Origin of the sequence: Corynebacterium limaceinasi, from assembly GCF_046717465.1 — a bacterium.
Taxonomy (GTDB): Bacteria; Actinomycetota; Actinomycetes; order Mycobacteriales; family Mycobacteriaceae; genus Corynebacterium.
Window position 1 is genome coordinate 1,639,031 of sequence record NZ_CP177100.1, and the last position, 23,916, is coordinate 1,662,946.

Annotated in this window: 19 protein-coding genes; 1 reads left to right on the forward strand and 18 read right to left on the reverse strand. The window is 59.6% G+C overall.

The annotated features are described in order from the left end of the window. Positions 1-12: 12 nt before the first annotated feature. The 16 genes from ffh to ACLI1Q_RS08075 all read right to left on the reverse strand — a co-directional run bounded on the left by ffh (position 13) and on the right by ACLI1Q_RS08075 (position 20,483). Entirely contained in the window at positions 13-1,653 is a 1,641-nt protein-coding gene (gene ffh, locus ACLI1Q_RS08000; protein ID WP_005278622.1) for a signal recognition particle protein, read from the reverse strand. A 51-nt stretch (positions 1,654-1,704) separates the two neighbouring features. Beyond that, positions 1,705-3,837 carry a [protein-PII] uridylyltransferase gene (locus ACLI1Q_RS08005; protein WP_239269463.1) on the reverse strand — a complete coding sequence of 711 codons (2,133 nt, stop codon included), beginning with the start codon at positions 3,835-3,837 and terminating at the stop codon, positions 1,705-1,707. Between the two features lie 6 nt (positions 3,838-3,843). After that, entirely contained in the window at positions 3,844-4,182 is a 339-nt protein-coding gene (locus ACLI1Q_RS08010) for a P-II family nitrogen regulator (protein ID WP_005278617.1), read from the reverse strand. Between the two features lie 227 nt (positions 4,183-4,409). Further along, positions 4,410-4,778 carry a Na+/H+ antiporter subunit G gene (locus ACLI1Q_RS08015; RefSeq protein ID WP_239269462.1) on the reverse strand — a complete coding sequence of 123 codons (369 nt, stop codon included), beginning with the start codon at positions 4,776-4,778 and terminating at the stop codon, positions 4,410-4,412. Between the two features lie 3 nt (positions 4,779-4,781). Then, complete coding sequence (locus ACLI1Q_RS08020; protein ID WP_005278611.1) at positions 4,782-5,072, reverse strand: cation:proton antiporter; 291 nt, start codon at positions 5,070-5,072, stop codon at positions 4,782-4,784. After that, a complete protein-coding gene (locus tag ACLI1Q_RS08025) occupies positions 5,069-5,602 on the reverse strand; it encodes a monovalent cation/H+ antiporter subunit E (RefSeq protein WP_005278609.1) in 534 nt (177 codons plus the stop codon). The genes ACLI1Q_RS08020 and ACLI1Q_RS08025 overlap by 4 nt, the downstream gene beginning before the upstream one ends. Beyond that, the gene (locus tag ACLI1Q_RS08030) at positions 5,603-7,144 is read right to left on the reverse strand and encodes a monovalent cation/H+ antiporter subunit D family protein (protein WP_411696950.1); all 1,542 of its coding nucleotides are present in this window, start codon (positions 7,142-7,144) and stop codon (positions 5,603-5,605) included. After that, complete coding sequence (locus ACLI1Q_RS08035; protein ID WP_239269459.1) at positions 7,144-7,620, reverse strand: sodium:proton antiporter; 477 nt, start codon at positions 7,618-7,620, stop codon at positions 7,144-7,146. Before ACLI1Q_RS08035 ends, ACLI1Q_RS08030 begins: the two co-directional genes overlap by 1 nt. Beyond that, positions 7,620-10,595 (reverse strand): DUF4040 family protein, encoded by a 2,976-nt coding sequence (locus ACLI1Q_RS08040; protein ID WP_239269458.1) that lies wholly within the window; start codon positions 10,593-10,595, stop codon positions 7,620-7,622. The genes ACLI1Q_RS08035 and ACLI1Q_RS08040 overlap by 1 nt, the downstream gene beginning before the upstream one ends. A gap of 248 nt (positions 10,596-10,843) precedes the next feature. Continuing rightward, complete coding sequence (ftsY, locus tag ACLI1Q_RS08045) at positions 10,844-12,871, reverse strand: signal recognition particle-docking protein FtsY (RefSeq protein ID WP_239269457.1); 2,028 nt, start codon at positions 12,869-12,871, stop codon at positions 10,844-10,846. 54 nt (positions 12,872-12,925) lie between these two features. Next, positions 12,926-16,438, reverse strand: coding sequence for a chromosome segregation protein SMC (gene smc, locus ACLI1Q_RS08050; protein ID WP_239269456.1), 3,513 nt, complete (start codon positions 16,436-16,438; stop codon positions 12,926-12,928). A gap of 57 nt (positions 16,439-16,495) precedes the next feature. Continuing rightward, positions 16,496-16,774, reverse strand: a complete 279-nt coding sequence (locus ACLI1Q_RS08055) for an acylphosphatase (protein WP_239269455.1) — start codon at positions 16,772-16,774, stop codon at positions 16,496-16,498. A gap of 18 nt (positions 16,775-16,792) precedes the next feature. Continuing rightward, on the reverse strand, positions 16,793-18,295 hold the full coding sequence (locus ACLI1Q_RS08060; RefSeq protein WP_239269454.1) for an alanine/glycine:cation symporter family protein: 1,503 nt from the start codon (positions 18,293-18,295) through the stop codon (positions 16,793-16,795). Positions 18,296-18,348: 53 nt separating this feature from the next. Beyond that, the gene (mutM, locus tag ACLI1Q_RS08065; protein WP_239269453.1) at positions 18,349-19,164 is read right to left on the reverse strand and encodes a bifunctional DNA-formamidopyrimidine glycosylase/DNA-(apurinic or apyrimidinic site) lyase; all 816 of its coding nucleotides are present in this window, start codon (positions 19,162-19,164) and stop codon (positions 18,349-18,351) included. 3 nt (positions 19,165-19,167) lie between these two features. Continuing rightward, the gene (gene rnc / locus ACLI1Q_RS08070) at positions 19,168-19,938 is read right to left on the reverse strand and encodes a ribonuclease III (protein WP_239269452.1); all 771 of its coding nucleotides are present in this window, start codon (positions 19,936-19,938) and stop codon (positions 19,168-19,170) included. Then, the gene (locus tag ACLI1Q_RS08075) at positions 19,935-20,483 is read right to left on the reverse strand and encodes a YceD family protein (RefSeq protein WP_239275467.1); all 549 of its coding nucleotides are present in this window, start codon (positions 20,481-20,483) and stop codon (positions 19,935-19,937) included. The genes rnc and ACLI1Q_RS08075 overlap by 4 nt, the downstream gene beginning before the upstream one ends. A 150-nt stretch (positions 20,484-20,633) precedes the next feature. Here ACLI1Q_RS08075 and ACLI1Q_RS08080 point away from each other — a divergent pair, with 150 nt between their 5' ends. After that, positions 20,634-21,251, forward strand: a complete 618-nt coding sequence (locus ACLI1Q_RS08080; protein ID WP_239269450.1) for a hypothetical protein — start codon at positions 20,634-20,636, stop codon at positions 21,249-21,251. Positions 21,252-21,352: 101 nt separating this feature from the next. Here the strand turns inward: ACLI1Q_RS08080 and ACLI1Q_RS08085 are convergent, their stop codons facing one another. After that, positions 21,353-22,120, reverse strand: a complete 768-nt coding sequence (locus tag ACLI1Q_RS08085; protein WP_239269449.1) for a DivIVA domain-containing protein — start codon at positions 22,118-22,120, stop codon at positions 21,353-21,355. A 377-nt stretch (positions 22,121-22,497) separates the two neighbouring features. Next, positions 22,498-23,844 (reverse strand): NADP-specific glutamate dehydrogenase, encoded by a 1,347-nt coding sequence (gene gdhA, locus ACLI1Q_RS08090; protein WP_239269989.1) that lies wholly within the window; start codon positions 23,842-23,844, stop codon positions 22,498-22,500. Between the last annotated feature and the right edge of the window lie 72 nt (positions 23,845-23,916).

A 23,916-nucleotide genomic window follows, 5' to 3' on the forward strand; every position in this document is an offset into this window, starting at 1 on the left:
TTCTCTGCGCGGCTACTTTTTACCCTTGCCAAAGTTGAGGTTATCGAGGTCGATATTCTCCATGCCTTTAGGCATCTTGGGCATACCGGGAATCTTTCCACCGCCGAGGCCACCGGCACCGCCAGCGCCTCCCATCTGCTGTTGCAGCTGCTGTAGCTCTTCCATCGACGGCATACCGCCGCCCATGCCTGGCATACCGCCCGGCATCTTGGGTCCGCGGTTGCCACCGCCGCCCTTGCCCTTCTTGCGCTTGCCGTTCTTGCCCTTGCGGCCCTTAGGCTTTTTCTTGGTGGCAGAACGTCCGCCACCTCCCATGCCAAATTGGCCGGCCATCTTGGACATCATCTTCTTGGCCTGGTTGAAGCGCTCGATGAGCTGGTTGACCTCGGAAACGCTCACACCGGAACCATTGGCGATGCGCTTGCGGCGCGATGCGTTCAAAATCTTCGGGTTCTCGCGCTCTTCTGGGGTCATACCGCGGATGATGGCCTGGATGCGATCCAGCTGCTTTTCATCCACCATGGCGGCCATCTCATTCATCTGCTTGCCGCCAGGCATCATCTTCAGCAAGTTGCCAATCGGACCCATCTTGCGGATCATCAGCATCTGGTCCAAGAAGTCATTCAGCGTCAGCTCGCCGGAGCCAAGCTTAGAGGCCGCTTCCTCGGCCTTCTGGTGATCCAGGGTGGCTTCCGCCTGCTCAATTAGGGAGAGCAGATCACCCATGCCCAGGATGCGGCTGGACATGCGCTCTGGGTGGAAGACATCGAAATCATCGAGCTTCTCACCGGTAGAGGCATACAAAATCGGCTTGCCGGTCACCTCACGAATGGACAGAGCTGCACCACCGCGAGCGTCACCATCCAGCTTCGTGAGAACCACGCCGGTAAAGTCCACGCCATCGCGGAAGGCCTCCGCCGTTTGCACGGCGTCCTGACCAATCATGGAGTCGATGACGAACAGCACTTCATCCGGGTTTACGGCGTCGCGGATATTGCGCGCCTGCGTCATCAAGGTTTCATCAATGCCCAAGCGGCCGGCGGTATCGATGATGACCACATCGTGCTGCTTCTGCTTCGCCTCAGCAATACCGCGCTTGGCGACGTCCACCGGGTCCCCGTGCGAGGTACCCATCTCGTGGTCATTGGAATCCAGGGAGGTACCTGGGTCTGGGGCAAAGGTAGGGACCTCCGCGCGCTCGCCGACGATCTGCAGCTGCTGCACAGCGCCTGGGCGCTGCAAATCACAGGCCACGAGCATCGGGGTGTGCCCCTGCTTCGTGAGGTGCTTGGCCAATTTACCGGCCAGGGTGGTTTTACCAGCACCTTGCAGACCGGCCAGCATGATGACGGTCGGAGGATTCTTGGCCAGGTTCAACCGGCGGGTTTCGCCGCCTAGGATCTCAATGAGCTCCTCATTGACGATCTTGACCACCTGTTGGGCGGGGTTGAGCGCCTCAGATACTTCCGCGCCGCGCGCGCGTTCCTTGATGCGCTTGATAAACCCGCGCACCACCGTCAGAGAAACGTCAGCTTCCAGCAATGCCAAGCGAATCTCACGAGTCGTGGCGTTGATATCCGCCTCAGTTAATTTGCCCTTGCCGCGCAGGCCCGCCAGGGCTGACTGTAGGCGGTCTGATAGTGAGTCAAACACTACGGATGCGCTCCCTTAAATTAGATCGATCTAAAGTTCAATTATTCAATCTTAGTCCCTAGCCAGGGCCCTGGTCACATTCCCCACCACCTGGGCGCGAGAAACCGAAGCTCCAAAGAACACATGCACAATCATCGTTGCACCCAAGATTTCATGGCGCAGCCACATAAACTCCGGCAAAGCCTCCACCAGATAGCCCAACGCGCCTATCCTCTCCACGGTGCGAATCTCTAAGATTCCGCCCACGTTAAACGCCGCCGTCGTGGGCTCACCTGCGATCTCGGGAAGCTCGGTGTACGTCCGCGAATTATAGGACTGGATAAACCTGTCCGGTTCCGCGGCCTCTCTAAGCGTCTTTTGCACGGTGCGGATGACAAACTCCGCCTGATAACCACCAGCATCACCGCGCACGAAATTGGCCCGCACAATGGTCCACCCTAGGGCGGAAATCAACGCAAAAATGCGCTTAAAATCCGCCTTATTGGCGCCGGACCAGGTTACTGTGACCACTTCCTCCTGCCAATCAACCGCAAGCCCTACCCCATACTCGTCCTGCGGAACACGCACTAAGGGGCGGGTCACTATGCGTGGCTTATTGGCCTCCAAGGCGCGGGCCACGATAAGGGCCTGCGCCTGAGCGGTGCGAGCGGACCAAACCCCAGGGCCCGTCGATAAGGCATCCGCCTTGGATAAGGTGGCAAGCAGCGAAATGGTCAATTGGTCATAATGGCACGCATTTAATAGGGCATCGCGCGCGGCGTCCGAACTCGGATCCATCGTCGCCGCCAATCGCGCCAGGCTCGTATGCTCTGCCACCACGGTTTGCACGCGAGATATATCCGCAAGGTTAAACCGCATGCGCGCGGCCTGCCGTGCCACCAGCTCTGCCCCTACCTGCTCGTGCGGGCGGTCATGGCCCTTGCCCAAATCGTGATACAACGCAGCCAAGAGGAGGAGATCTGGGCGGGCCACCGAGGTCCGGACCTCGGCGCAGCGCGTCACGGTGGCAACCAAGTGATAGTCCACGGAATGCATGTGGCTGCGTTCCCTGGGCAGTAAACCGCGCACATGACCCCATTCGGGGACCAAGCGCTCCCACAGGCCATAGCGATCCAGCTCCGCAATCACCCGCGGGGTATGAGAAGGCGAAGACAAAATGGCGAAAAAGTCATCGACGGCCGCCCGCGGCCACCGCTCCGGTGGAGCCGGCAGCTCCTGCAACGCCCGCCACGTCGCAGGTAATACGGAATAACCCGTCCGTGCTGCGGCCGCCGCGACTCGGGTCAACAGCCATGGATCCGCACGATTGGGCGTACGGGCCAGGGAGATAACGTCGCCATCGGCCACAACGTCCACGTCGAGGGGACGCCGCACGCGGCTCCTTCCCTGCGACTTACTAGCGCTGCGGCTACCCAAAACGTCGCGGGCTGTGGCCAAGCTACGCTCTACCGCTTCATCGACAGCAGAGGCCGCAGTTACCAATGCCGCCGTTAGCTCATAGCGGCTGTTAAAGCCCATTTCATCAGCAACATCTGCGGCAAAGTCCGGATCCAAAATATCGCGGTGGCGGCGAGCCTTTACGTGCAGCAGGGTCCGTGCATCGAGTAGCAGCCGCCGCTCTTCTTCCAGCACAGGCAGATCGCACAGATTTCCTAGGGCTAAAGCGCGCAGGAGCTGAATATCGCGCAATCCCCCTCGCCCGTTTTTTAAGTCTGGGTTGGTCATGGTGGCAACGGCGCCAGAACGGTTCCACCGGGCGATGGCGATAGCGACGAAGCTATCAAAGCCCCGCTGCAGCTGCCGCCGCCACGCGTGCAGGAGGCGCTGACGGGCGTCATCGACAAGCGGCTTCTCGCCGGCGATATACGTCAGGTCCAATTGTGCGAAGCCAGCCGAGGCGTCCTGCAGAGCGATCTCGGCGCACTCCTGCGGGGTGCGCAGGGCGAAGTCCAACCGATACTTGGCATCCCACACCGGATACCACAAGTCCTCTACCAAGCGGGGATCTGGCTCGTGGTCCTCCGGGAAGATCAAGATGACATCAATATCGGAATAGGGAGTCATCTCCTGCCTGGCTAAAGAGCCAGTTGCAGCTAGCGCCGTGTGCGGCGGCAGGTCTAAGTCCTGGAGCACGCGCACCGCCCCGGCATAAGCCTCGCTGCGAAGAGCGGATGCTGCCACCATCTGTAATTACAGGGCGGTCTCGCCGCGCTCCCCGGTGCGGATGCGGATGACGTCTTCTACCGGGGTAATCCAAATCTTGCCATCGCCAATCTTGCCGGTATAAGCGGCATCCACGATGGCATCAATGAGGTCTTCCACCTGGTCATCAGCGGTCAAAACCTCCAACTTCACCTTGGGCACAAAGTCCGTCGCGTATTCGGCGCCGCGGTAAACCTCGCTGTGCCCGCTCTGCTGCCCAAAGCCTTGGCTTTCGGTCACTGTAAGGCCGTGTACATCCTGCTGTTTTAACGCCTCCCGGATATCCGGCAGAGTAAACGGCTTAACAATGGCGGTAATTAGTTTCATTTAATCCTCCTAATGAAAAGTATAATTCGGTGGCCAAGCGCGGCGCGGATATGCTGCGTTCCAGTCTAGCCCGGCCCAACTTCCGGATGTGCCCGAATTACGGTGGCGATCTGCAATTACAACTGCATCCACTGCGTTAAACACCGCGGCAGCGCAAAGGAAACGCGGGCCGCACACCCTCCATGGAAAAGGTACGAACCCGCGCTGCACACTAGGGTAGGAAATCCCTAGATTTCGTCTTCATTGGCGAAGACGGTCTGAATTTTCTCATTATTGTGTTTGGCGTGCTTGACGTCAGTAACCGCAACGCCATAGATGGAACGTCCCAGGTAGAACGAGCCCACCGAGCCGATAATCCAGACGCCAAAGCATGCGATGAGGCCCTTGATAAGAAGCGCCAAAGAAAAGCCATCTTGACCAAAATCCACGACTAGCTTGGCGAGGATAATAAGCGGAACCGCCAACCCCACGGTCGGGCCCATCAGGTTGGCACGTGTCAGGGCATCCGGTGCGCGCCACAAGGAGACCACGGTTGCCACCACAAGGATGGTAGCCACAATGAGCAGAACCGAAGCAATAATCTCGTAAACAGCCATGGCTTATCGCCGACCTTTCGAAATAATGCGGGCCATAGACAAGGTCGGCAAAATACCGGCCGCGATGGCGCCAATCAGGGCAATGTCATAGGCCAGTGGGGCATTGTTGATCATTGACCAACCGAGGTACATGCAGATCATGCCGTAAAAGACGATGTCTGACATCACCGCGCGGGTGAGCTCATCGCGAGTGCGCAGCGCCAATAGCACCCCGCACCAGGCGGCCCCGCCCATGATGAACACGCACACCAGTACAACCCAACCGAATGGGGACAATGTTGCAAAATCAATCATCGGTCGGTCTCCTTCCTGCGTTGAATTTTCCGGGCGAGGTGCTTGGGCTTTTCGACGTCCGCCTGGCTCTCCGAAAGCGGAGTGTCCTCCGCCCGCGCGAGATCCGGCGAGCGCATATAGCGGCCCAGGGTATCCAAGGGGAATTCGTAGAAAGCCTCATCGAGCTCCGTCGTATCCCCTTGCCCAGGAACGCCATAGTCGATGCTCTTAACGCGCGGTGCCAAGTGCTCTTCCATATCGGCCAAGTCAGCCACGATCGCGGCAGGATCGGAGCCCTGTACCGCTTGTACTAGCACGATGCGGGGCAAGCCCTTGCGCGGTGGTTCGCGCAGTCCCAAGGACAGCGTGCCAGGGGTAGCGGTAATGGAGGAGGTGAACCAGAAAATCTCCCAGGCGCTGGTAACGCGCAGTGGGTACCGGATGATCACCGGGTGGTATTCGTTATCGGGCTTAAATGCTGACATCGCCAGGGTGAACCCAGCAACGAAAATCTCCTTGATGAGCCAGAGTGCATAAGCTACGGCATGCATTTATCGGCCCTCCTGAATGTCATCGATATTAGGTAGTGCGGCTGAGTCATCGCCCAAGATGGTGTCAGTATAAGCCGTCGTGTCCAGCAGTTGTTCGGCTGCGGTTTCCACCACATCAATAACCACGCCGGAAAAAATGAACATGCCCAGCGAGACCAAGATGAGCGCTGCGGAAGGTGCCATCAGCTTCTTGCGGATGATGAGCTCATCGGGAACCTTGTCCGAGGGCAGATCGTGTCCCCAGAAGGCTTCGCGCCAGACGCGCAACATCGCCAAGAATGCCGCGAAGGAGGCGATGATGATGGCGGCAATGGCAATCCAGGCCCAAGCGCCGCCATTGCGGGCGACCTCGAAGACGATCATGAGCTTGCCCCACATGCCGGAGAATGGCGGGAAGCCCACCACAGAGAAGGCACCGGCGGCAAAAATCCAGGCGATAATGGTATCGCGGCGTGCGAGGCCGGATATTTTGGTCAAGTCACCCGTGCCATAGGTCTCTTCGATAGCACCGGACGCCAGGATCAACGAGCCAACGGTCACCATGTGGTGAATCGTGTACATGATACCGGCGGCCAAGGCGCGACTTGGGCCTTCCGAGGTAAAGGCCAGCATCACCAAGATGAACGGCATACCGTTGAGCATCTGGTAACCCAGCACGCGGCGAATCGTCTTTTCGGTTAGACCACCGAAGGCACCGATCATCATCGAGATCAGCATGAGGACGATGATGAATACGTTCCACCGCTGCTCGAGATCGAAAAGCTGCACGTACAGCCGGTAGAGCATGTAGACGGCGACCTTCGTGTGCAGGCCGGAGAAAAGGCCCATCACCGCGGCCGACGTGCCTGGATAGGTGCGCGGCAGCCAAGACTGCACCGGGAAGACACCGGCCTTGGCGGTAATCGCAATAAGGATAATGCCCGCGGCGACGGTCACCGGGCCGTTGCCGGCGGCGGCTCCCTGCAAGGCAGCCAGGTTGACCGTGCCCGTGACGGAATAGATATAGCCGACACCAACCACCAGCAGCGTGGAGGCAAAAAGGTTAACGAGGACGAACGCGCGTCCTGCCGCCAAGCGCGACCACGTGCCCGACATGGTGATAAGGCCGTAGGACGGCAACAGCATGACCTCAATGAACACGAAGAAGTTAAAGAGGTCAGCGGTCAGCAGCGCACCGCATACACCGGTGATAAGAATCAGCGTGAGCGAAGGGTAATAACGAGATTTCGTCTCCCCGCCCACGATGGCGAACCAGTTAGCGCCAAAGGCCACGATCATCGTGGTGATGATCATCAGCGCGGAGAAGGCATCCGCAACGAGCGGAATACCCACATTTCCTACGTAGAGGCCCACGGTATGCGCCACTACCCCATTGTTCATGGTGTAGATCAACAGTCCCAGGCCGGCGAAGACACCGACTCCGGGGATGATGAGCATGATCGCATCGCGAACGGCGCGCCACGGCGCCAGCAAGGCAAGAGCCGCGGCAATGAGCGGAATGCCCGGGAAAAGCGGAAGAAGTTGGGCTACAACATCAGCCATTATTTTTCATCCTCCTTCTTCCTATTTACCCCGCGCTCAGCCACGGGGGTGTCGTGGTCTACCCGGCCAATGCGATCGAGCTCATTCGCGGACTCTTCCAAAATCGCGCGGTTCTGAGCATCGCGGCCCAAGGTAGAAAATGCGTGGTCAATGGTGTTGTCATCGACGGGTTCCACAACATCGGTGTCATCGTTTTTGCCCATCGCAGCCATGGTCAACAGGATGGTCGAGGTTGCCATGGAGATAACAACGGCCGTCAGCACGAATGCCTGCGGTAGCGGGTCGGCCATCTGATCGTGGGGTACCTCTGAGGGAAATGCTTCGCCTCGGTAGGAGTACACACCAGTGGCCAACAAGGTCAGGTTGGCACCGTGGCCGAATGCCATCATGCCCAACACAATGCGGACCAGGCCGCGTTGTTGAATGAGGTAGACGGCGCCCCCGAAGAGGATGGCGATAGTTAACGCGAGAATCATTACTTCTCCCCTCCTCGGTTGGCGTTAGAACGGCGACGTTGCTTTGTCTTTGCCTCTTTGGGGCTGAGCAAAGCGAGCGGATCCGTCGACGGGTTGATTGGGTCTGGATACGGATCGTCCGCATCCTCAACGGCGATGCGCGGCGTGGCCGGCAGGGCCGAGTCATCATCATGAATCCACGGCAGGAAGTCCCGCTCAGTACCTGGCCTGAGGTAGCCGCCCAAGGCGTTGATGGCCATCGTGAGCATGCCCAACACGGCCAGGTAAATACCGAGGTCGAAGATGAGGGACGTCGTCCAGTGCTGGCCAAAGGCTTCGCCGTGCAAGGCAGTGAGGAAACCACCATTGCCAAAGCCGTCGTGCCAGTAACCAATAAAGCCTGCCAATAGCGCCGTAATGATGCCGATGCCGGTCAGATGCACTGGGGTCATCCGGCCAAAGACGATTTCATCGGAACCGCGGGACAGATAGGTCAGGCCAATGGCCGCACCCATAATCAGCGCCGCGGGGAATCCGCCGCCGGAGGCATTGTGCCCGCGGAAGAAGACGATGACGGACATGATGATGAGCAAAGGAATGACAATATTGATTCCCTTGCGCAGCGGCACGGAGTTCAGCTGCGACTGACCGAAAGGCGCTGGGCGCGTACCCGAGCTGAACGGGAAGCGCGGCAGCGTCGTAGTAATGGCTGCAATAACGACGGCGGCCATGCCCAGCACGGACAGCTCGCCCAAGGTATCGAGTGCACGGAATTCCACGATGATGGTGGCCACGACGTTATCGCCACCCGTGATATCCGGTGCCTCGTCGAGGTACCACAGCGCCAAGTCCGAGCGTTCGTGGCGGCCCATCAGGCCCCAGACGCCGAGGAAGGCAGCGATACCGGCCAATACGGCGATAACGATGGAGCCTACCCTGCGGGATTTATCAGTAACCGGCTGGAAGGTCTCCGGCAGGTAACGCAGCACCATCATCATGACGACCACGGACAGGGCTTCCACCATGAACTGGGTCAGCGCGACGTCCGGTGCGCCCAAGAGGAACATTTGCAAGGTAACGCCCGTACCTGCGATGCCGATCATGACGGCGCCGGTTAGGCGGTTCTTGGTGCGTACCAGCCCGAATACGGACAAGGCAATGATACCCAACGGCAGCAGGTCCCACGGGTTATCGAGACCATCGACGCGCGGTTGCAGCGGTACGCCGTCGACCCCCTCGCCAAACAAGGTAGTCCCCGCCAGGACGATAATCACAATGACGATCGGCAGGATGTGACGGGACGGGTTGTGGGAATCGGACATCTTGCCCAATACCTGGCCGAGCTTGGCGCAGCCATCTTGCAGGCTTTGCAGGAGCTCGTTGCCGCTGCGCGGCATGAAGTTGCGTCCCTCGAAGGCCGGCCACATCTTCTTGCGGGCAAAGAGACCGGCAATACCGGCCACCAGCACGAGAATCGAAATGATGAATGGAACGTTGATTCCATGCCATACCGCAAGGTGAGAATGCGTTTCCATGCCCACGGCGCCAACGGCATGCTCCAAAGGCTCATCGAAAATACCCAAGACGAAGACGAGCGGCAGGGACATAAAGCCCGGCAGCGCCGCGGGAAGCCACAGGGCAACTGGGGCTTCGTGGACATCGTCCATAGAGCGCGGCCCATCGAAGAATGCACCGAAGACGATCTTCGCCGAGTAGGTGAAGGTAAAGAAGGCACCGATACCTGCCACGGCAAGCAAGATTGCTTGCCCTGCGCCGCCAATGGGGGCGTCCTCAAAGGCGGTGAGCATTCCTTCCTTGGACACGAAGCCCAGCAGCGGAGGAACCGCAGCCATGGAGGCGGCGCCGATGACGACAGAGCCAAACGTCCACGGCATCTTATTCCACAGCGGGCCAAGGCGACGGATATCGCGCGAACCCGCTTCATGGTCAATGACGCCGATGAGCATGAACAGCGAGGACTTAAAGAGCGCGTGGGCCAAGGTGTGCACCAGTGCTGCCCCAATAGCGAACGGGGTACCGACACCGATGGTGGCCACAATCCAACCCAGGTGAGACACGGTGGAATATGCGGTCAGCTTCTTCAGGTCCGTCTTTTGCACCGCGAATACCGCGGACATAACCGCCGTGCCCATACCGACGACGATGAGCACCCAGTTCCACACCGCGACATCGTAGAAGACCGTGGAGAAGCGAATGAGCAGGTAAATACCCGCCTTGACCACGGCCGCGGCGTGCAGGAACGCCGAGACAGGCGTAGCGGCGGCCATGGCTTCTGGCAGCCAGAAGTGGAATGGGAATTGAGCGGACTTGGTAAAAGCAGAAGCCGCGATAAGCACGGCAACGCTCGCGGTCACGCCGGGGCGCTCATCCCATACCGAGGATGCGAGGATCTCAGAAATGGTGGTCGAACCGGTGGTCACTGCGGCGATGCCCAATGCCGTCAATAGCGTAAGGCCACCGATAAAGGTCAGGATTAAGGTGCGCTGCGAACCTGCCTCTCCCCCGGAGCCAGAACGCGCAATGAGCATGAAGGAAGCCAAGGAGACAAGCTCCCAGGCGAGGAATAGGACAACAACGTCATTGGCCAGAACCAGCAACAAGATGGACAGCGTGAACGCCGTCATCAATGTATAAAAGCTCGTATTTCCCTCATTTTTCGGGAGATACGCTGCCGAGTACGTCAGCACGACAGCGCCAATGACAAGAGCCAACATGGCGAAGAAGATGCTCAATGCATCTCCACGCAGAGCGAAACTTACATCAACCCCCGGTGCAATAAAATCGCGTACCCAGGTGGCTTGGAAACTGAGTTCCTGCCCCGCTGCAATGGCAGAAAAATCCTTAGCAATGAGCACCGCTGCGATGAGAAAGAGGACGGCTAATGGATAGCCCGCCTGTCGGTCCATGACCTTTACGGTCACCGGTGCCAAGATCACTGCCAATGCTGCGAGGAGGACAGCAAAAAGTAGCGTCACGAAATACTTGCCTCACGAACCTTGGTCTTGGATTGGTGCGAATTTCGCACCGAATCACTAAATACAGCCCTACCAGATTACCATTGCTCACCAGCTCAATGCAGATCACAGCAATCCAGGGCTCCCCATGCTCGCAGGACATACCTGCAAGGCACATAGGCGCGAAAACTCCCCAGCACCCGCGACTACTTCATTTAATGAGCAGCCAGGTACTGGGGAGTTATCTAAAACGGTTGAGGGAGAAGACCCTATTTCTCACCTAGCAAGGCATCGACGAATCCTTCGACTTCGAATGGCGCAAGGTCATCGGCACCCTCGCCCAAGCCCACAAGCTTGACTGGAACGCCCAACTCCTCTTGCACTTGGAAGACGATGCCGCCCTTCGCCGTGCCATCCAACTTGGTGAGCACCACGCCGGAAATATCCACGACCTCGCGGAAAATGCGAGCCTGTGCCAGGCCGTTTTGGCCCACCGTGGCATCGAGGACCAAGAGGACCTCATCAACCTCGGTCTTCTTTTCTACGACGCGCTTGACCTTGCCCAGCTGATCCATCAGGTCAGTCGAGGTGTGCAGGCGGCCGGCCGTATCGACCAAGACGACATCGACCTGCTGTTCCACACCGGTGGCCACGGCATCAAAGGCCACGGAGGCTGGGTCTGCGCCTTCCTTGCCACGCACGGTTTCGGCGCCCACGCGGCGTCCCCACGTTTCTAGCTGGTCTGCAGCCGCAGCACGGAAGGTATCTGCCGCACCCAACAGGACGCTGTGATCCATCGATACGAGAACGCGGGCGAGCTTACCGGTGGTGGTGGTCTTACCGGTGCCGTTGACGCCTACGACCATGACAATGGCGGGCTTTCCGTCATTGGGCATCGCGCGAATGGAGCGATCCATTTCTGGGTGGCACGCCTCGATGAGGCATTCACGCAGCATGGCGCGGGCCTCTTCCTCGCTCGACACGCCACGCTCAGCAATCTTGTCGCGCAAGGAATCGGTGACCTTCATCGTGGACTTGGTGCCCAGATCCGCCATGATGAGGGTATCTTCGATTTCCTCCCAGGCGTCTTCGTCCAGATCGCCGGCGGAAAGAATTCCCATCAAGCCTTGGCCGATGGCGTTCTGGGAACGAGAGAGGCGCCCGCGCAGACGGCCGAGGCGGCCTCCCGCCGGAGCGATGTCCTCGGTGGGCTGGGCCGCCGCAGCAGGTTCGCCTTCTGGCACCGGAGTTTGTTCCTTGGCTGCTTCCGCAGCATCCGTTTGTGCATCGGCTGCAGCCGCAGCTTCTTCTGCTTCCTCGTGGTTATCGACGCGTTCTTCGATGTGGTCTGCGTCTTTATCATCTACCACCTCATCGAAGACCGGGGATTCATCCTCTACCTCGGCGGCCTCGACGGATACAACGTCTTCCGGGTCTTTTTCTTCATGGTCTGGCTCGCCGCGGTGGTAGTCGTTCGCACTTTCTGCCGCAGGTTTCTCGGCGGCGGCTGGGGCGGAGTGCTCGCTGTCCTCTACTTCTTTATCCTTTGCTTCCGCCTTTGCGGAAGCAGGTGCGGAAGCTTGCGCGGAATCCGGCTTGTCAGAATGATCCTTTGCCTCATCTGCGGCGGATTCCTGGCGGTCACCAGAGGCTGCAGCAGCGGCGCCGACTCCCCCAGCTGCGGCCCCAGCGGCAGCCGCAGTACCGGCAGCGCCTTTGCCTTCAGGCTTATCCGCCGCAGGCTTGGGTTCCGGTTCCGGAGTGGTGGCAGGATCGGACTCGGCCTTAGCTTTATCGCCATCGCCGTCCGCTGCAGGTTGCTCAGGTTCTGCGGACTTCTTTGACTGCTCGTCAGATGCAGATTCTTGGCGCTGCGGTTCTTCCTCCTTGGCCGCCTTATCGGGGGCAGCGTTCTTATCCTTAGCCGGTTCAGGTCGCTTGGCCGCCGGCGGCTCTTCACCGTTGAGCTGGGCATTCGCGATATCGGTGGCGCTGGGCTCTGACTGCTCCGAAGATTCCGGCTGCTGCGGCTGCTTAGCCTGCTGCGGTTGAGTCTGCTGCGGCTTCTCCTGCGCTACCTTTTCGGGTTCTTTTGAGCCTGCTGGGGCAAAGTTGAAGCCAGACTTCGCCTGGTAATTGCCGGACTTTTGCTCCTGGGTTAGCTGTTTGGGCTCTTCCTTGGGTTTTTCGAAAGAAACCTTCTTGGATTCACCGCGCTTTTTGCCGATTGCAATGAAGACGACAATCAGCACAATGACAACGACTGCTATGCCGATCCATAACCATAAAGAATTCATGCCTCTATAGTGCCAGCCTTTCGGGCTTGCGGCACATAAGGGCGGCGAAATCTTCTATTCCGTTGATTGCGGTGCATCAACTCCAAGCCGCGTCGCATCCTGGCTCGCTTGCTCGGCTCCCGGCGCGAGTCCGGCTGGATTCATGCGCTGGGAGATGACCCGGGTGATGCCATCGCCGCGCATGGTCACGCCATAGAGGACATTGGCCACATCCATGGTCGGCTTTTGGTGCGTGATGACAATGAGCTGGGAATCTTTCCGCAGTTCCTCGAATAAGGCGATGAGCCGGCGCAGGTTGACATCATCAAGCGCTGCCTCGACCTCATCCATGACGTAGAACGGGCTGGGGCGCGCACGGAAGATCGCCACGAGCATGGCCAGCGCGGTAAGGGATTTCTCGCCGCCGGAAAGCAGCGACAGGCGCTTGACCTTCTTGCCTGGCGGCCGGGCTTCGACCTCGATGCCGGTGGTGAGCATGTCTTCTGGCTCGGTAAGGATTAACCGGCCCTCTCCACCCGGGAAGAGGGTATTGAATACCTTGGGAAACTCTGCTTCCACATCCCGCCAGGCATCGGTAAACAGCTGCAGGATCTGCTTATCCACGTCCGAAATCACCCCGGCGAGATCCTGGCGGGCTTGGATGACATCGTCTAGCTGCGTAGAAAGGTAGCTGTAGCGCTCTTCCAGCGCCTTATATTCCTCCAAGGCCAAGGGGTTGACCTTGCCCAAGGAGTTCAAATCCTTTTCCGCCTGCTGCAGTCGCGACTTTTCCGCGCTGCGGTCGAAGTCTTCGCCCGGGGTGAAATCGCGCAAAAGGTCAGCGATAGCGATGCCCAGTTGTTCGCCAATCTTTTTTTCGGCTTCATCTAGGCGCACCTGCGCCTGCGAACGAGCTAGCTCTGCTTCATGCGCCCGTGCTGTTAGCCGGTCGCTATTTTGACGTGCGGCCGATACCGCCTGCTTGGCCTGCTGCAATTGGGAATTTAAGGAGTTGCGCTCGTGGACAAACTCATCGCGCTCGGAGGTGGCGCGGCTTAAAAGCTGGTTTGCCCGGGCTGCCAAGTCCTGTGCGTGCCGTGCCACCGCTGATGCCAATTGCCCCTGCGCCTTGCGGCGGGCCATGGCCTGTTCATGGCGGGCCTTCGCTTGGCGCTCGTGTTGGGCCTGGCGCCGCAAATTATCGGCCTTGCCGGCAACTTGACCCACGCGCTCTTGCGCCGAGCGGGCCGCGACTTGGGCCTCCATTTCCATGGATTTTACCTCTTCCAGCGCGGCCGAGGCGGCATCCCTATCGGCGGACGAGGGCTCGTCTGGTTGATCGTCGGCATCGACGCGGGCGAGCCTATCGCGGGCATCGGCAAGCTCCTGGTTGGCTTTCTGCAACCGGATCTCGATCTCGGTGGCGCGCTGCGCGGACTTTTCCAGCTCCGCCTTATTTGCCTCGTACTGCTTCTCCAGGCGGTGATGATCGCGCTTCCAGGCATCAACCTCGGTATCGTGCTCCCGCAATGCTGCCTTGGCGGATGCGGCCGTCACGCGGGCATCCTCGGCGGCAATCTTTGCCCCCTTCAAGGTGCCAGAAAGCTCGTGCAGGGCTTGATTTGCCTGCTCTAACTCCTCTTCAGCCTCCGCGATGCGGGCGGTGACCTCCACGGTGGACGAGGAACCGGTGCCGACCTCGACCCACCCTTCGCCGATGACAACCCCGGACGCGGTCACGGCGCGCAGGCGCGGATCATCGGCCACGAGGCGCCGGCCGTGGGCAATATCGGGGACGAGGGCGACATCGGCAAGCAGCCGGTGCAACGCCACCGAAACCTCAGGTTGCACCGTGACGTGATCCAGCAACCAGGAAGCTTGCGGCGGCAGATCGGCATCGACGCGCCACGAACTCGCGGGCGCTGAAGCCGCCGCATCTAGCAGCGCCGAGCGCGGGCCCTTCTCCAGATCCGCAATCAAGCCCTCGGTCAACTGCCCCGCCTGCGCCTCTGCGAAGGTGCCCAACGCGGCCGCAACCGCCGATTCATAGGTGGTGGAAATATACGCGGCCAATGGCTGGAATTCTTCGCCCACCTCGACCGACTCGGGGATGGTCTGGGACAGCGTATCGATGCGGGACCGCAACGTATAGACACTGCGCTCGCGCTCGCGCTGGGCATCGCGGAGCTGATCCAAGCGCTTATCGGCAGCACCGGACTCGCTGGCAGCCCGCGTATGCGCCTCCTCCAAAGGCTGGCGCTCCGCGGCATAATTATCCAACTTCTGCGCTACCTCAGCGGCTTCTGCCTGCGCATTCTGGGTGCGGCGCTGCAGCGAAGCCACGGCCTCTTCCTGCCGCGCCAGCTCTTCTTCCGCGCTGGCTACCTGCCCCGCCGCCTTTTCTTCGGCGGCAAAAAGGCGCACAACTCCCTCGCGGCGGTCCGCAATGGCGCGCACCTGTGCCATATGTTCGTGCTCGGCGGCCTCGAATGCTTGCCGACGCTCCGCCACTTCCTCCCGAATGCTTTCTAACCGCTCCGCAGCTTCTTCTGCCGCTACCACGAGCTCCTCGTGTTCCTCGTCCGCGCGCGTCGCCTTGGCCTCAAGATCATCCGGATCCTGGCCGGCATAGGCGACCTGGGACCCGGCATTATCCGCCCGCTCCTCTGCGATGCGCTGGGTCGCCGCAATGCGCTCGGACAAGGTCGAGAGATCAAACCACAGTTTTTGGGCCGCTTCCGCTTGCGGATTGACCTCCTCCAGCTGGGTTTCCAGCTCCATTTGGTGCTCGGTCGCTTCTTCGAGCTGCGCCGTGGTCTCTTCCACCTGGGTAGATAAGACCGTCGCGGTCTGCTCGGCAGCGGAAAGCTTCTGCCGCAGGCCGACGATGCGGCCTCCGGCCAGGCGCAGGCGCGCATCGCGCACATCAGCCTGCACCGTGGCCGCGCGCTGGGCAGCTTCTGCCTGCCGCGCCAAGGGCTTGAGTTGTTTTCCCAGCTCATCAGTCAAATCCTGCAGGCGGTCCAAATTGGCCTGCATGCCCGTGAGTTTGCGCTGGGCTTTTTCTTTGCGGCGGCGGTGTTTGAGGACACCTGCGGCTTCCTCGATATAGGAGCGGCGATCCTCGGGGCGCGATTCTAGAATTTCAGAAAGCTTGCCCTGCCCCACGATGATGTGCATCTCTCGGCCAATGCCGGAATCAGAAAGCAGCTCCTGGATATCCATCAACCGGGCCTTTGCCCCATTGATTTCGTATTCGCTCGCGCCGTCGCGGAACATGCGGCGGGTAACAGATACCTCGGAGTACTCGATGGGCAGCGCACCATCGGCATTATCGATGGTGAGCGTGACCTCGGCTCGGCCCAGTTGCTTGCGGTCGCCTGCCCCGGCGAAGATGACGTCTTGCATCTTGCCGCCGCGCAGGGTCTTTGCGCTAGCCTCTCCCATGACCCAGGCAAGGGCATCGACCACGTTGGATTTGCCGGAACCGTTCGGGCCGACAACAGCGCAGATGCCCGGCTCAAATTTGAGAGACGTCGCCGACGCGAATGACTTAAAGCCTTTGAGCGTCAGCGATTTCAGGTGCATTTGGGATAGTGTAGCAAGCCTTTAAGACACGAGTTGCAGCAAGCATTGGGTTGGCTATTAGCGCTCGACAAAGCCGCTTTCGCCCTTCGCAGCAGCCCACTGCTCGACCACTAAATCGACGCTGCCGGGGCGGCGGGTGGTGCTCGGTTGCTCCTGCAATAGTTCCAAGAGCTTCTCGCAGTCTGTGCGCGGGCCCTCAGCAACAACCTGCACGCGGCCGTCTGCCAGGTTGGTCGCATGCCCAGAAAGGCCTAATTCCAGTGCGCGCGACCGCGTCCACCAGCGAAAGCCCACTCCTTGCACGTTGCCGTGCACAAAAGCCGTCATTCTTTCCATGTCACTGCACCATCCTCATTAGTAGCGATCGGCCTCGCCGCGATCGCGCAAGATTTTACGGTCCGCAGCGCTGCGGCGGGTCACTGGGTCAGAACCGTCCCAGCACTCCACGCCGGGCACACCCGGAAGCATATCGCGGTGGAAGACCGGATCGACTCCCTTACTGCGCTGCTCGTTGAAGTTCTTCAGCAATTGAATGGCCACGCCGGATAACGGAACAATGGCGATGATATTCAGGATCACCATCGTCGCCGCACCGGTATCCGCCAGGGCGAAGACCAATGGCAGGGACCCGACGGCACCGAACCAGACAAAGAACAGCACCACGAGGCGGAAGGTATTGAGCACCGTCTTATTGGTGGTGAGGTATTCCAGGTTGGCTTCTGCCAAATAGTAATTGCCCAAGATGGAAGAAAAAGCCAGGAAGAACAGGATGAAGCTGACGAAGTGAATGCCCCAGTGGCCAACCTCGGCGGACAAGGCCGCCTGGGTAAGGGAAACGCCCTCGGCCTCTTCACCGTAGGCAACTTCCGGGCCAAGCAGGATCAGGAAGGCGGTAATGGTACAGACCACGATGGTGTCGAAGTACACGCCCAAGGTCTGCACCAGGCCCTGCTTTACCGGGTGGGAGACGGTGGCGGTCGCCGCCGCGTTAGGAGCAGAACCTTCGCCGGCCTCATTGGAAAACAGGCCACGCTGGATGCCCTTCATCATAGCGGTGCTGATGCCCGCACCGGCGATTTCCTTAAAGCCAAGCGCGTGGCCGATGATATCGCCCAGCATGCCCGGGACCTTGTCAAAGTTCGTAATGACCACGAAGCCACCTATGAGCAGGTACGCCAGGGCCATAAACGGAACGACTACCTGGGTGATATTGGCAATGCGCTTCACGCCGCCAAAAATGATGAGGCCCGCGGCAATCGCGATGATGATGCCAATGATGGAGCCAAAGGTGGCATCGTCTTCGCGGCCGAAGGAAAAGGCCACGGCCTCTACAATGGCGTTGGTCTGGAAGGAGTTATAGACCAAGCCAAAGGTAAAGACGATAGCAATAGAGAAAAGAACGCCGAGCGGGCCCCAGCCCAGGCCACGCTTCATGTAGTAGGCCGGCCCGCCGCGGTACGTATCGCCATTGCGGACCTTCCACAGCTGCGCCAGGGTGGATTCCACGAAGGCGGTCGCACCACCAAGGAGGGCGATGATCCACATCCAGAAGACGGCGCCAGGTCCGCCTACGGAGATGGCCACCGCGACGCCGGCAACGTTGCCGGTGCCCACGCGCGATGCTGCGGAGATGGTAAATGCCTTAAATGCGGAGATTCCCCCGCTTCCTGCGCCCTCATCCTCATCATCGCTGTTGGGTCGCTCGACCACGGCGCGCAGCATATCGGGTACTTTGCGAATCTGCACCACCGCGGTACGAGCGCCAAATAACAGGCCTGCACCGATAAGCAGCCAGGGCAGGATGTATGTCCACACGCCATCGTTAAATGTCGTGACGACATTTTCGAGAAATTCCATGCGAATTAATTTACTGCCTGAAGGTGCACAACGTGAACCTCACGGGTGCGAGATTATTGGCAGTGGGGGCAATAATGGCTCGAGCGTCCCCCGATAACACACCGCTCAATGGGCGTGCCGCAGCGGGAACATGGCTGGCCAGCGCGGCCATAAGCTGCAAGCGAGCGCGCGAAATAGCCGGATTCACCATTGACGTTAACGTACAAAGAATCAAAGCTCGTTCCCCCCGCTTTGAGGGCGGCAGACATCACGGTCTGCGCCGCGCTTAATAGCGCCACGGCGTCTTTTTGCCGCAGCGCAGAAGCTTTCTTGCGCGGTGAAATGCGTGCTGCCCACAGCGCTTCATCTGCGTAGATATTGCCAATGCCAGATACCAGCGATTGATCCAATAGCGCCGTTTTTGCCGCGGTTTTCTTCTGCCGCAGGCGGCGCGCAGCGCTAGCGATATCAAAATCGGGTTCCAGGGGATCCAAGCCGATATGGGAGATCTTGGACCACGGCGCATATAGCCAGTATCCAAAGGTGCGCTGGTCCACAAAGTGCAGGTCGGTGCCATCGCTGAGCCCTACCGTGATGCGGCGGTGCGGCGAATCGGTAGGGCCGATGCGCAACTGACCCGACATGCCTAAGTGAATAAAAAGCACGTCGCGGTGGCTATCCATCGGGTCCTCCCCCACGAATTCCAGCCACATGAATTTGCCGCGGCGGGCCACCGCGGCGATTTCCTTGCCCACGACAAGGCCCGCCAGCGGTTCATCTTGGCCGCGGTTCGCCCGCGGGTGCGCAATGTCTACCGCCGTAATTTCTTTGCCCACGACGTAGGTTTCCACCCCGCGGCGCACCGATTCTACTTCGGGCAACTCTGGCATTATTTAGCCTTCTTTATGGGCGGTCCCTTGCACCAGCAACGGGGTTTCGCGCAGGGTTTGGCATGCTTCTTGCGCGGCCTGCTGCTCCGCTAATTTCTTATTGTGGCCCTGCCCATTTCCCACGGTCAGCCCGGCGACGGTGGCAACCGCGCTGAAGGTTTGATCGTGTTCTGGGCCGGTAGCGGTAGCCGAATAGACCGGCATGGGTGCTTTCAACTCAGCACACAGCTCTTGCAAGGTGGTCTTCCAGTCCAAGTGGCGCCCGCTGACGGAGGCATTATCGATCTTTTCCGCAAAGAGGCGCAGGATGACATCGCGGGCGGTTTCAAAGCCGTGCTCGCGGTAAATGGCACCAAAAATCGCCTCGGTGGTATCCGCAAGGATGGAATCCTTATCCCGCCCACCGGTGGACTGCTCGCCCTTGCCCAATAAGATATGCGGACCCAGGTTAATCTCACGCGCGATATCGGAAAGCCCATAGCGCGAGACAATGGAGGCGCGCATCTTAGAGATATCGGATTCCGGGCGCGATGGATACGTCACGTACAGCTTCGCGGCCACCGATAGCCCTAAGACGGCATCGCCCAAGAACTCAAGGCGCTCGTTATTAGGCAGGTGGCCGTTTTCATTGGCAAAGGAACGGTGTGTGAGCGCCAAGCGCAGACTGTCCGGTTCCAGGGCAACGCCGAGCGATTCCAAGAGCGAGCTGTGGTCCACCGCCGCAAAGGCGGCCTCCCATGCCTCGTGCCCGGTCAGCTTCTTCTTGCGGCTCATAGGAACTTCTCCAGACCTGCCCAGCGCGGGTCTATCTTCTCCTCTTCCTCTTCTTCCCCGGAGATTCCGGTGGTCACACCCTCTGGGGTCTGAATATCGCAGCCGTCTTCGCAGACGGGGGCGAAGGGAAGGTTCAGGCCGACTTCATCAATCACCGCCTGGAGTAGATCCAGCTCATCGTCTTGGATTTCGGGGATTTCATCGCCCGAACCGGCATCGTCAGAATCGGCGTCATCGCCGCTGACAAAGGATTCATCGGCGGCAAAAACCTGGGTCACGTGCAAATCCAGCTGCGGGTGTAGCTCTTTTAAGCAGCGCGCACACTCGCCCGTGAGAACACCCGAGATATCTGCATCAACCAGAACGCCTGAACCCAGCGGGGTCAGGGTCGCGGCAACGGTGAGATCTTCGCCTTTGGGGATGGCGATCATTTCCACGCCGATCCTTTCCGGTGCAGGGCCCGTCTGGGTGCGTTGTTCCGGCATTACGTCAGCGCCTTGGGCGTTTAATAATTCGCCCACATCGAACTTCAATGGAGATGTCATAACAGTTGGTAGTCTACCCTGCCTCGCAAACTCCGCGTAGTTGCTGGCACGACCGCATTTTCTGGCAAGAAACTGAAGGTTTGGGCATAAAGCGCTATGGCTTGCCGGTTTTCCCTTTCCTGCAGGCCGCGGCGGCCTTAGCCTGAAAGCATGACTTACCACTTGGCCGCGGCCTCAGGAGATTTGAGCGCTATCGCTCCTAGATTCGGAGTGTTGTGCTGCCTTCCCGCCACCTTCTTGGTCATCTCTGGGTTAGTCCTCCATCGCCTGCCCAAGGCTGACCACTCTGGCATCTACGGCGACAAGGGCCTGCGCCTTTCCTCCGCCCTCATCCTCAGCATGTGTGCGGGGCTTATCTCCGGCGCGATTTTGGTCATTCCCTCCGGCCTCGACCTCACGGTGCTTACCGGCGCCCTTGTATTTTCCGCCAGCGCCGCCGCCATTACGTGGCTCTCGCGCGAAGCCCTTGCCTGCGCGCTGCTTTGCGTCGGCGCCATGTTCCTGACCGCAGGCGCGGTTATTAGTCTTAGCGCGATGTTCTTCCCCCAAGACTTTATGAGCGGCTCGATGACCTCGCTCACCTCCTACTTCACCACGGCCCTGGTCACCTTCCTCTTACCCGGCCTGGTCAGCGCGGGGATTGTAGCCTTCGTAGCGGTCCAGAGCCAGCGCCCTCACCCTGCTACGAATACTGCTGACGCCGCGCTTGCCGATGCCCCCTCATCGTCCCCCACGCCGCGCTACTCCAACTCTCGCAGCTCGGTCTAGCCTCCCACAAGCACAATAAGTCCTGCTACACGGTGACGCGATTTTCGCAAATCACCCGTGCAGCAGGACTTTTTAAGCGTCGTGCCTTGTAACTTACGCCTTTAGCGCTCGGTGTAACGGCGCTCGTAGCCGTCGCCCTCACCGTAGCGCGGGGTGCTAGCACCACCGCGGGAAGAACCGGCGTTCGTGGACGGCAGGTAGTCGCCGCCGCGAGAGCGCACGCCGGCCCCACCGCGCAGGGCGGAACGATCGGAGTTTACGGTGCGCAAGAGGCCACTGAGGGAGCTTTCAAATTCGCTGAGCTTGCTATCTACAAAGTCATCGCACTCCGTGCGCAGCCGGTTGGATTCGGTGTATGCGGTCTCCACGATCCGGTTGGCTTCTTCGTTGGCGCGGCGCACAACTTCAGATTCGGAAACCAAACGCTCTTGTTCCTGGCGGCCCTCAGCCACCGAGCGCTCGTATTCCTCATTGGCCTGAGCAATGGTGCGGTCCGCATCTGCGCGGGCTTGCTCAACAGTGTTTTGAGCGCGTGCCTCGGCATCGGCCACTAGCCGCTGCGCATGTTCTTCTGCCTGCGCAACCGTGGTATCGGCCTCTTGGCGCGCCTGGCTCACCATGTCGGTGGCCTCCGCAGACGCCTCATTAATGGTGTTATCCGCACGCTCTTCGGCGCCGCGGATAATCTCGTCTTGCTTGTCTAAAACGTCCTGCGCATCGTCGATTTCTACGGGCAGCGCGTTGCGCAGGTCATCGAGAAGCGCCAGCATCTCATGGCGGGGGACCAAGCAATTGGAGGTCATGGGAAAGCCAGAAGCCTGCTCCAAATGCTGAACTAATTCATCAAGGGATTCAAAGACACGGTACATGCTGGGAATTCTACAACGCGCCACCCCGCATTGTGTGGAGGGCGCGCCTTGGATCCTCAGGCCGATGCAACGAAGGCTAAAGCTCTCCGAGTTCAATTCGCTTCCCGTGTGCGATTAACCCATTTTCCCTCCACATACCTGCGGCACTGGCGCATACAGCTGCCGTGCCATCGCAGCAATGCAAAAGCTCCCCGTCTCCCCGCGGGTGCGGGGAAATGGGGAGCCGTGAATGAAGGGGAGTTTAGATAACGCCCTGTGCCAGCATGGCGTCAGCCACCTTCTTGAAGCCGGCGATATTGGAGCCAGCCACGTAGTCGCCTTCACGGTCGTATTCCTTGCGGGTGCGGGGAAATGGGGAGCCGTGAATGAAGGGGAGTTTAGATAACGCCCTGTGCCAGCATGGCGTCAGCCACCTTCTTGAAGCCGGCGATATTGGAGCCAGCCACGTAGTCGCCTTCACGGTCGTATTCCTTGGCCGTGTTGTCGATGTTCTTGAAGATGTTGCTCATGATGCCGCGCAGGCGGTCATCGGTGTACTCGAAGGACCAGGAGTCGCGGGATGCGTTCTGCTGCATCTCCAGTGCGGAGGTTGCCACACCACCGGCGTTGGCAGCCTTGCCGGGTGCGAAGTTGATCTTGGAGTCCTGGAATACGTGCACCGCATCCGGGGTAGACGGCATGTTAGCGCCCTCTGCAACGTAGCGCACGCCGCCCTCGACGAGCTTCTTGGCGGATTCGCCGTCGAGCTCGTTCTGGGTTGCACACGGCAGTGCAACATCAGCCTGGACATCCCAGATATTGCCGCCCTCGTGGAACTCCACGCCGTTGCCAGCTTCCTTGGCGTAGGTGGAGATGCGCTCGCGGCGCACTTCCTTGACATCGCGAAGCAGGTCAACGTCCACGCCGTTCGGGGTGGTGATGTAGCCGGAGGAGTCAGACATGGCAACCACGGTAGCGCCGAGTTCCTGTGCCTTTGCGGCGGCGTAGATGGCAACGTTACCGGAGCCGGACACGATGACCTTGGCGCCGTCGAAGGACTCGCCGTGGGTCTTCATCATTTCTTCGGTGATGTAAACGGCACCGAAACCGGTGGCCTCGGTACGTACCAAGGAACCGCCCCAGGTCAGGCCCTTGCCGGTCAGGACGCCGGACTCGTGCTGGGTGGTCAGGCGGCGGAACTGGCCGAAGAGGAAGCCGATTTCGCGGCCGCCGACGCCGATATCGCCGGCAGGAACGTCGCGGTACTCGCCGATGTGGCGGTGCAGCTCGGTCATGAAGGACTGGCAGAAGCGCATAACTTCCTGCTCGGACTTGCCCTTCGGGTCAAAGTCGGAGCCACCCTTGCCGCCACCGATGGGCAGGCCGGTCAGGGAGTTTTTAAAGATCTGCTCAAAGCCCAAGAACTTAATAATGCCCAGGTTTACCGAGGGGTGGAAACGCAGGCCACCCTTGTACGGTCCGAGCGCGGAGTTGAACTGCACACGGAAGCCGCGGTTGACCTGCACCTCGCCGTTGTCATCAACCCATGGGACGCGGAAGATGAGCTGGCGCTCCGGTTCGCACAGGCGCTCAACCAGACCGTAGTCTGCGTAGTGTGGGTCCTTATCCAGGACGATCTTGAGCGAATCCAGCACCTCGGACACCGCCTGGTGGAATTCCGGTTCACCGGCGTTACGCTTGAGTAGCTTGTTGTAGTACTCAGAAATCTGGCTATCAACAGACATAGTGTATAAATCCCATTCTCGTGGAGTTTGACTAGCAGGAACTAGTTTCCTATCAATCTACCGATAATGCAA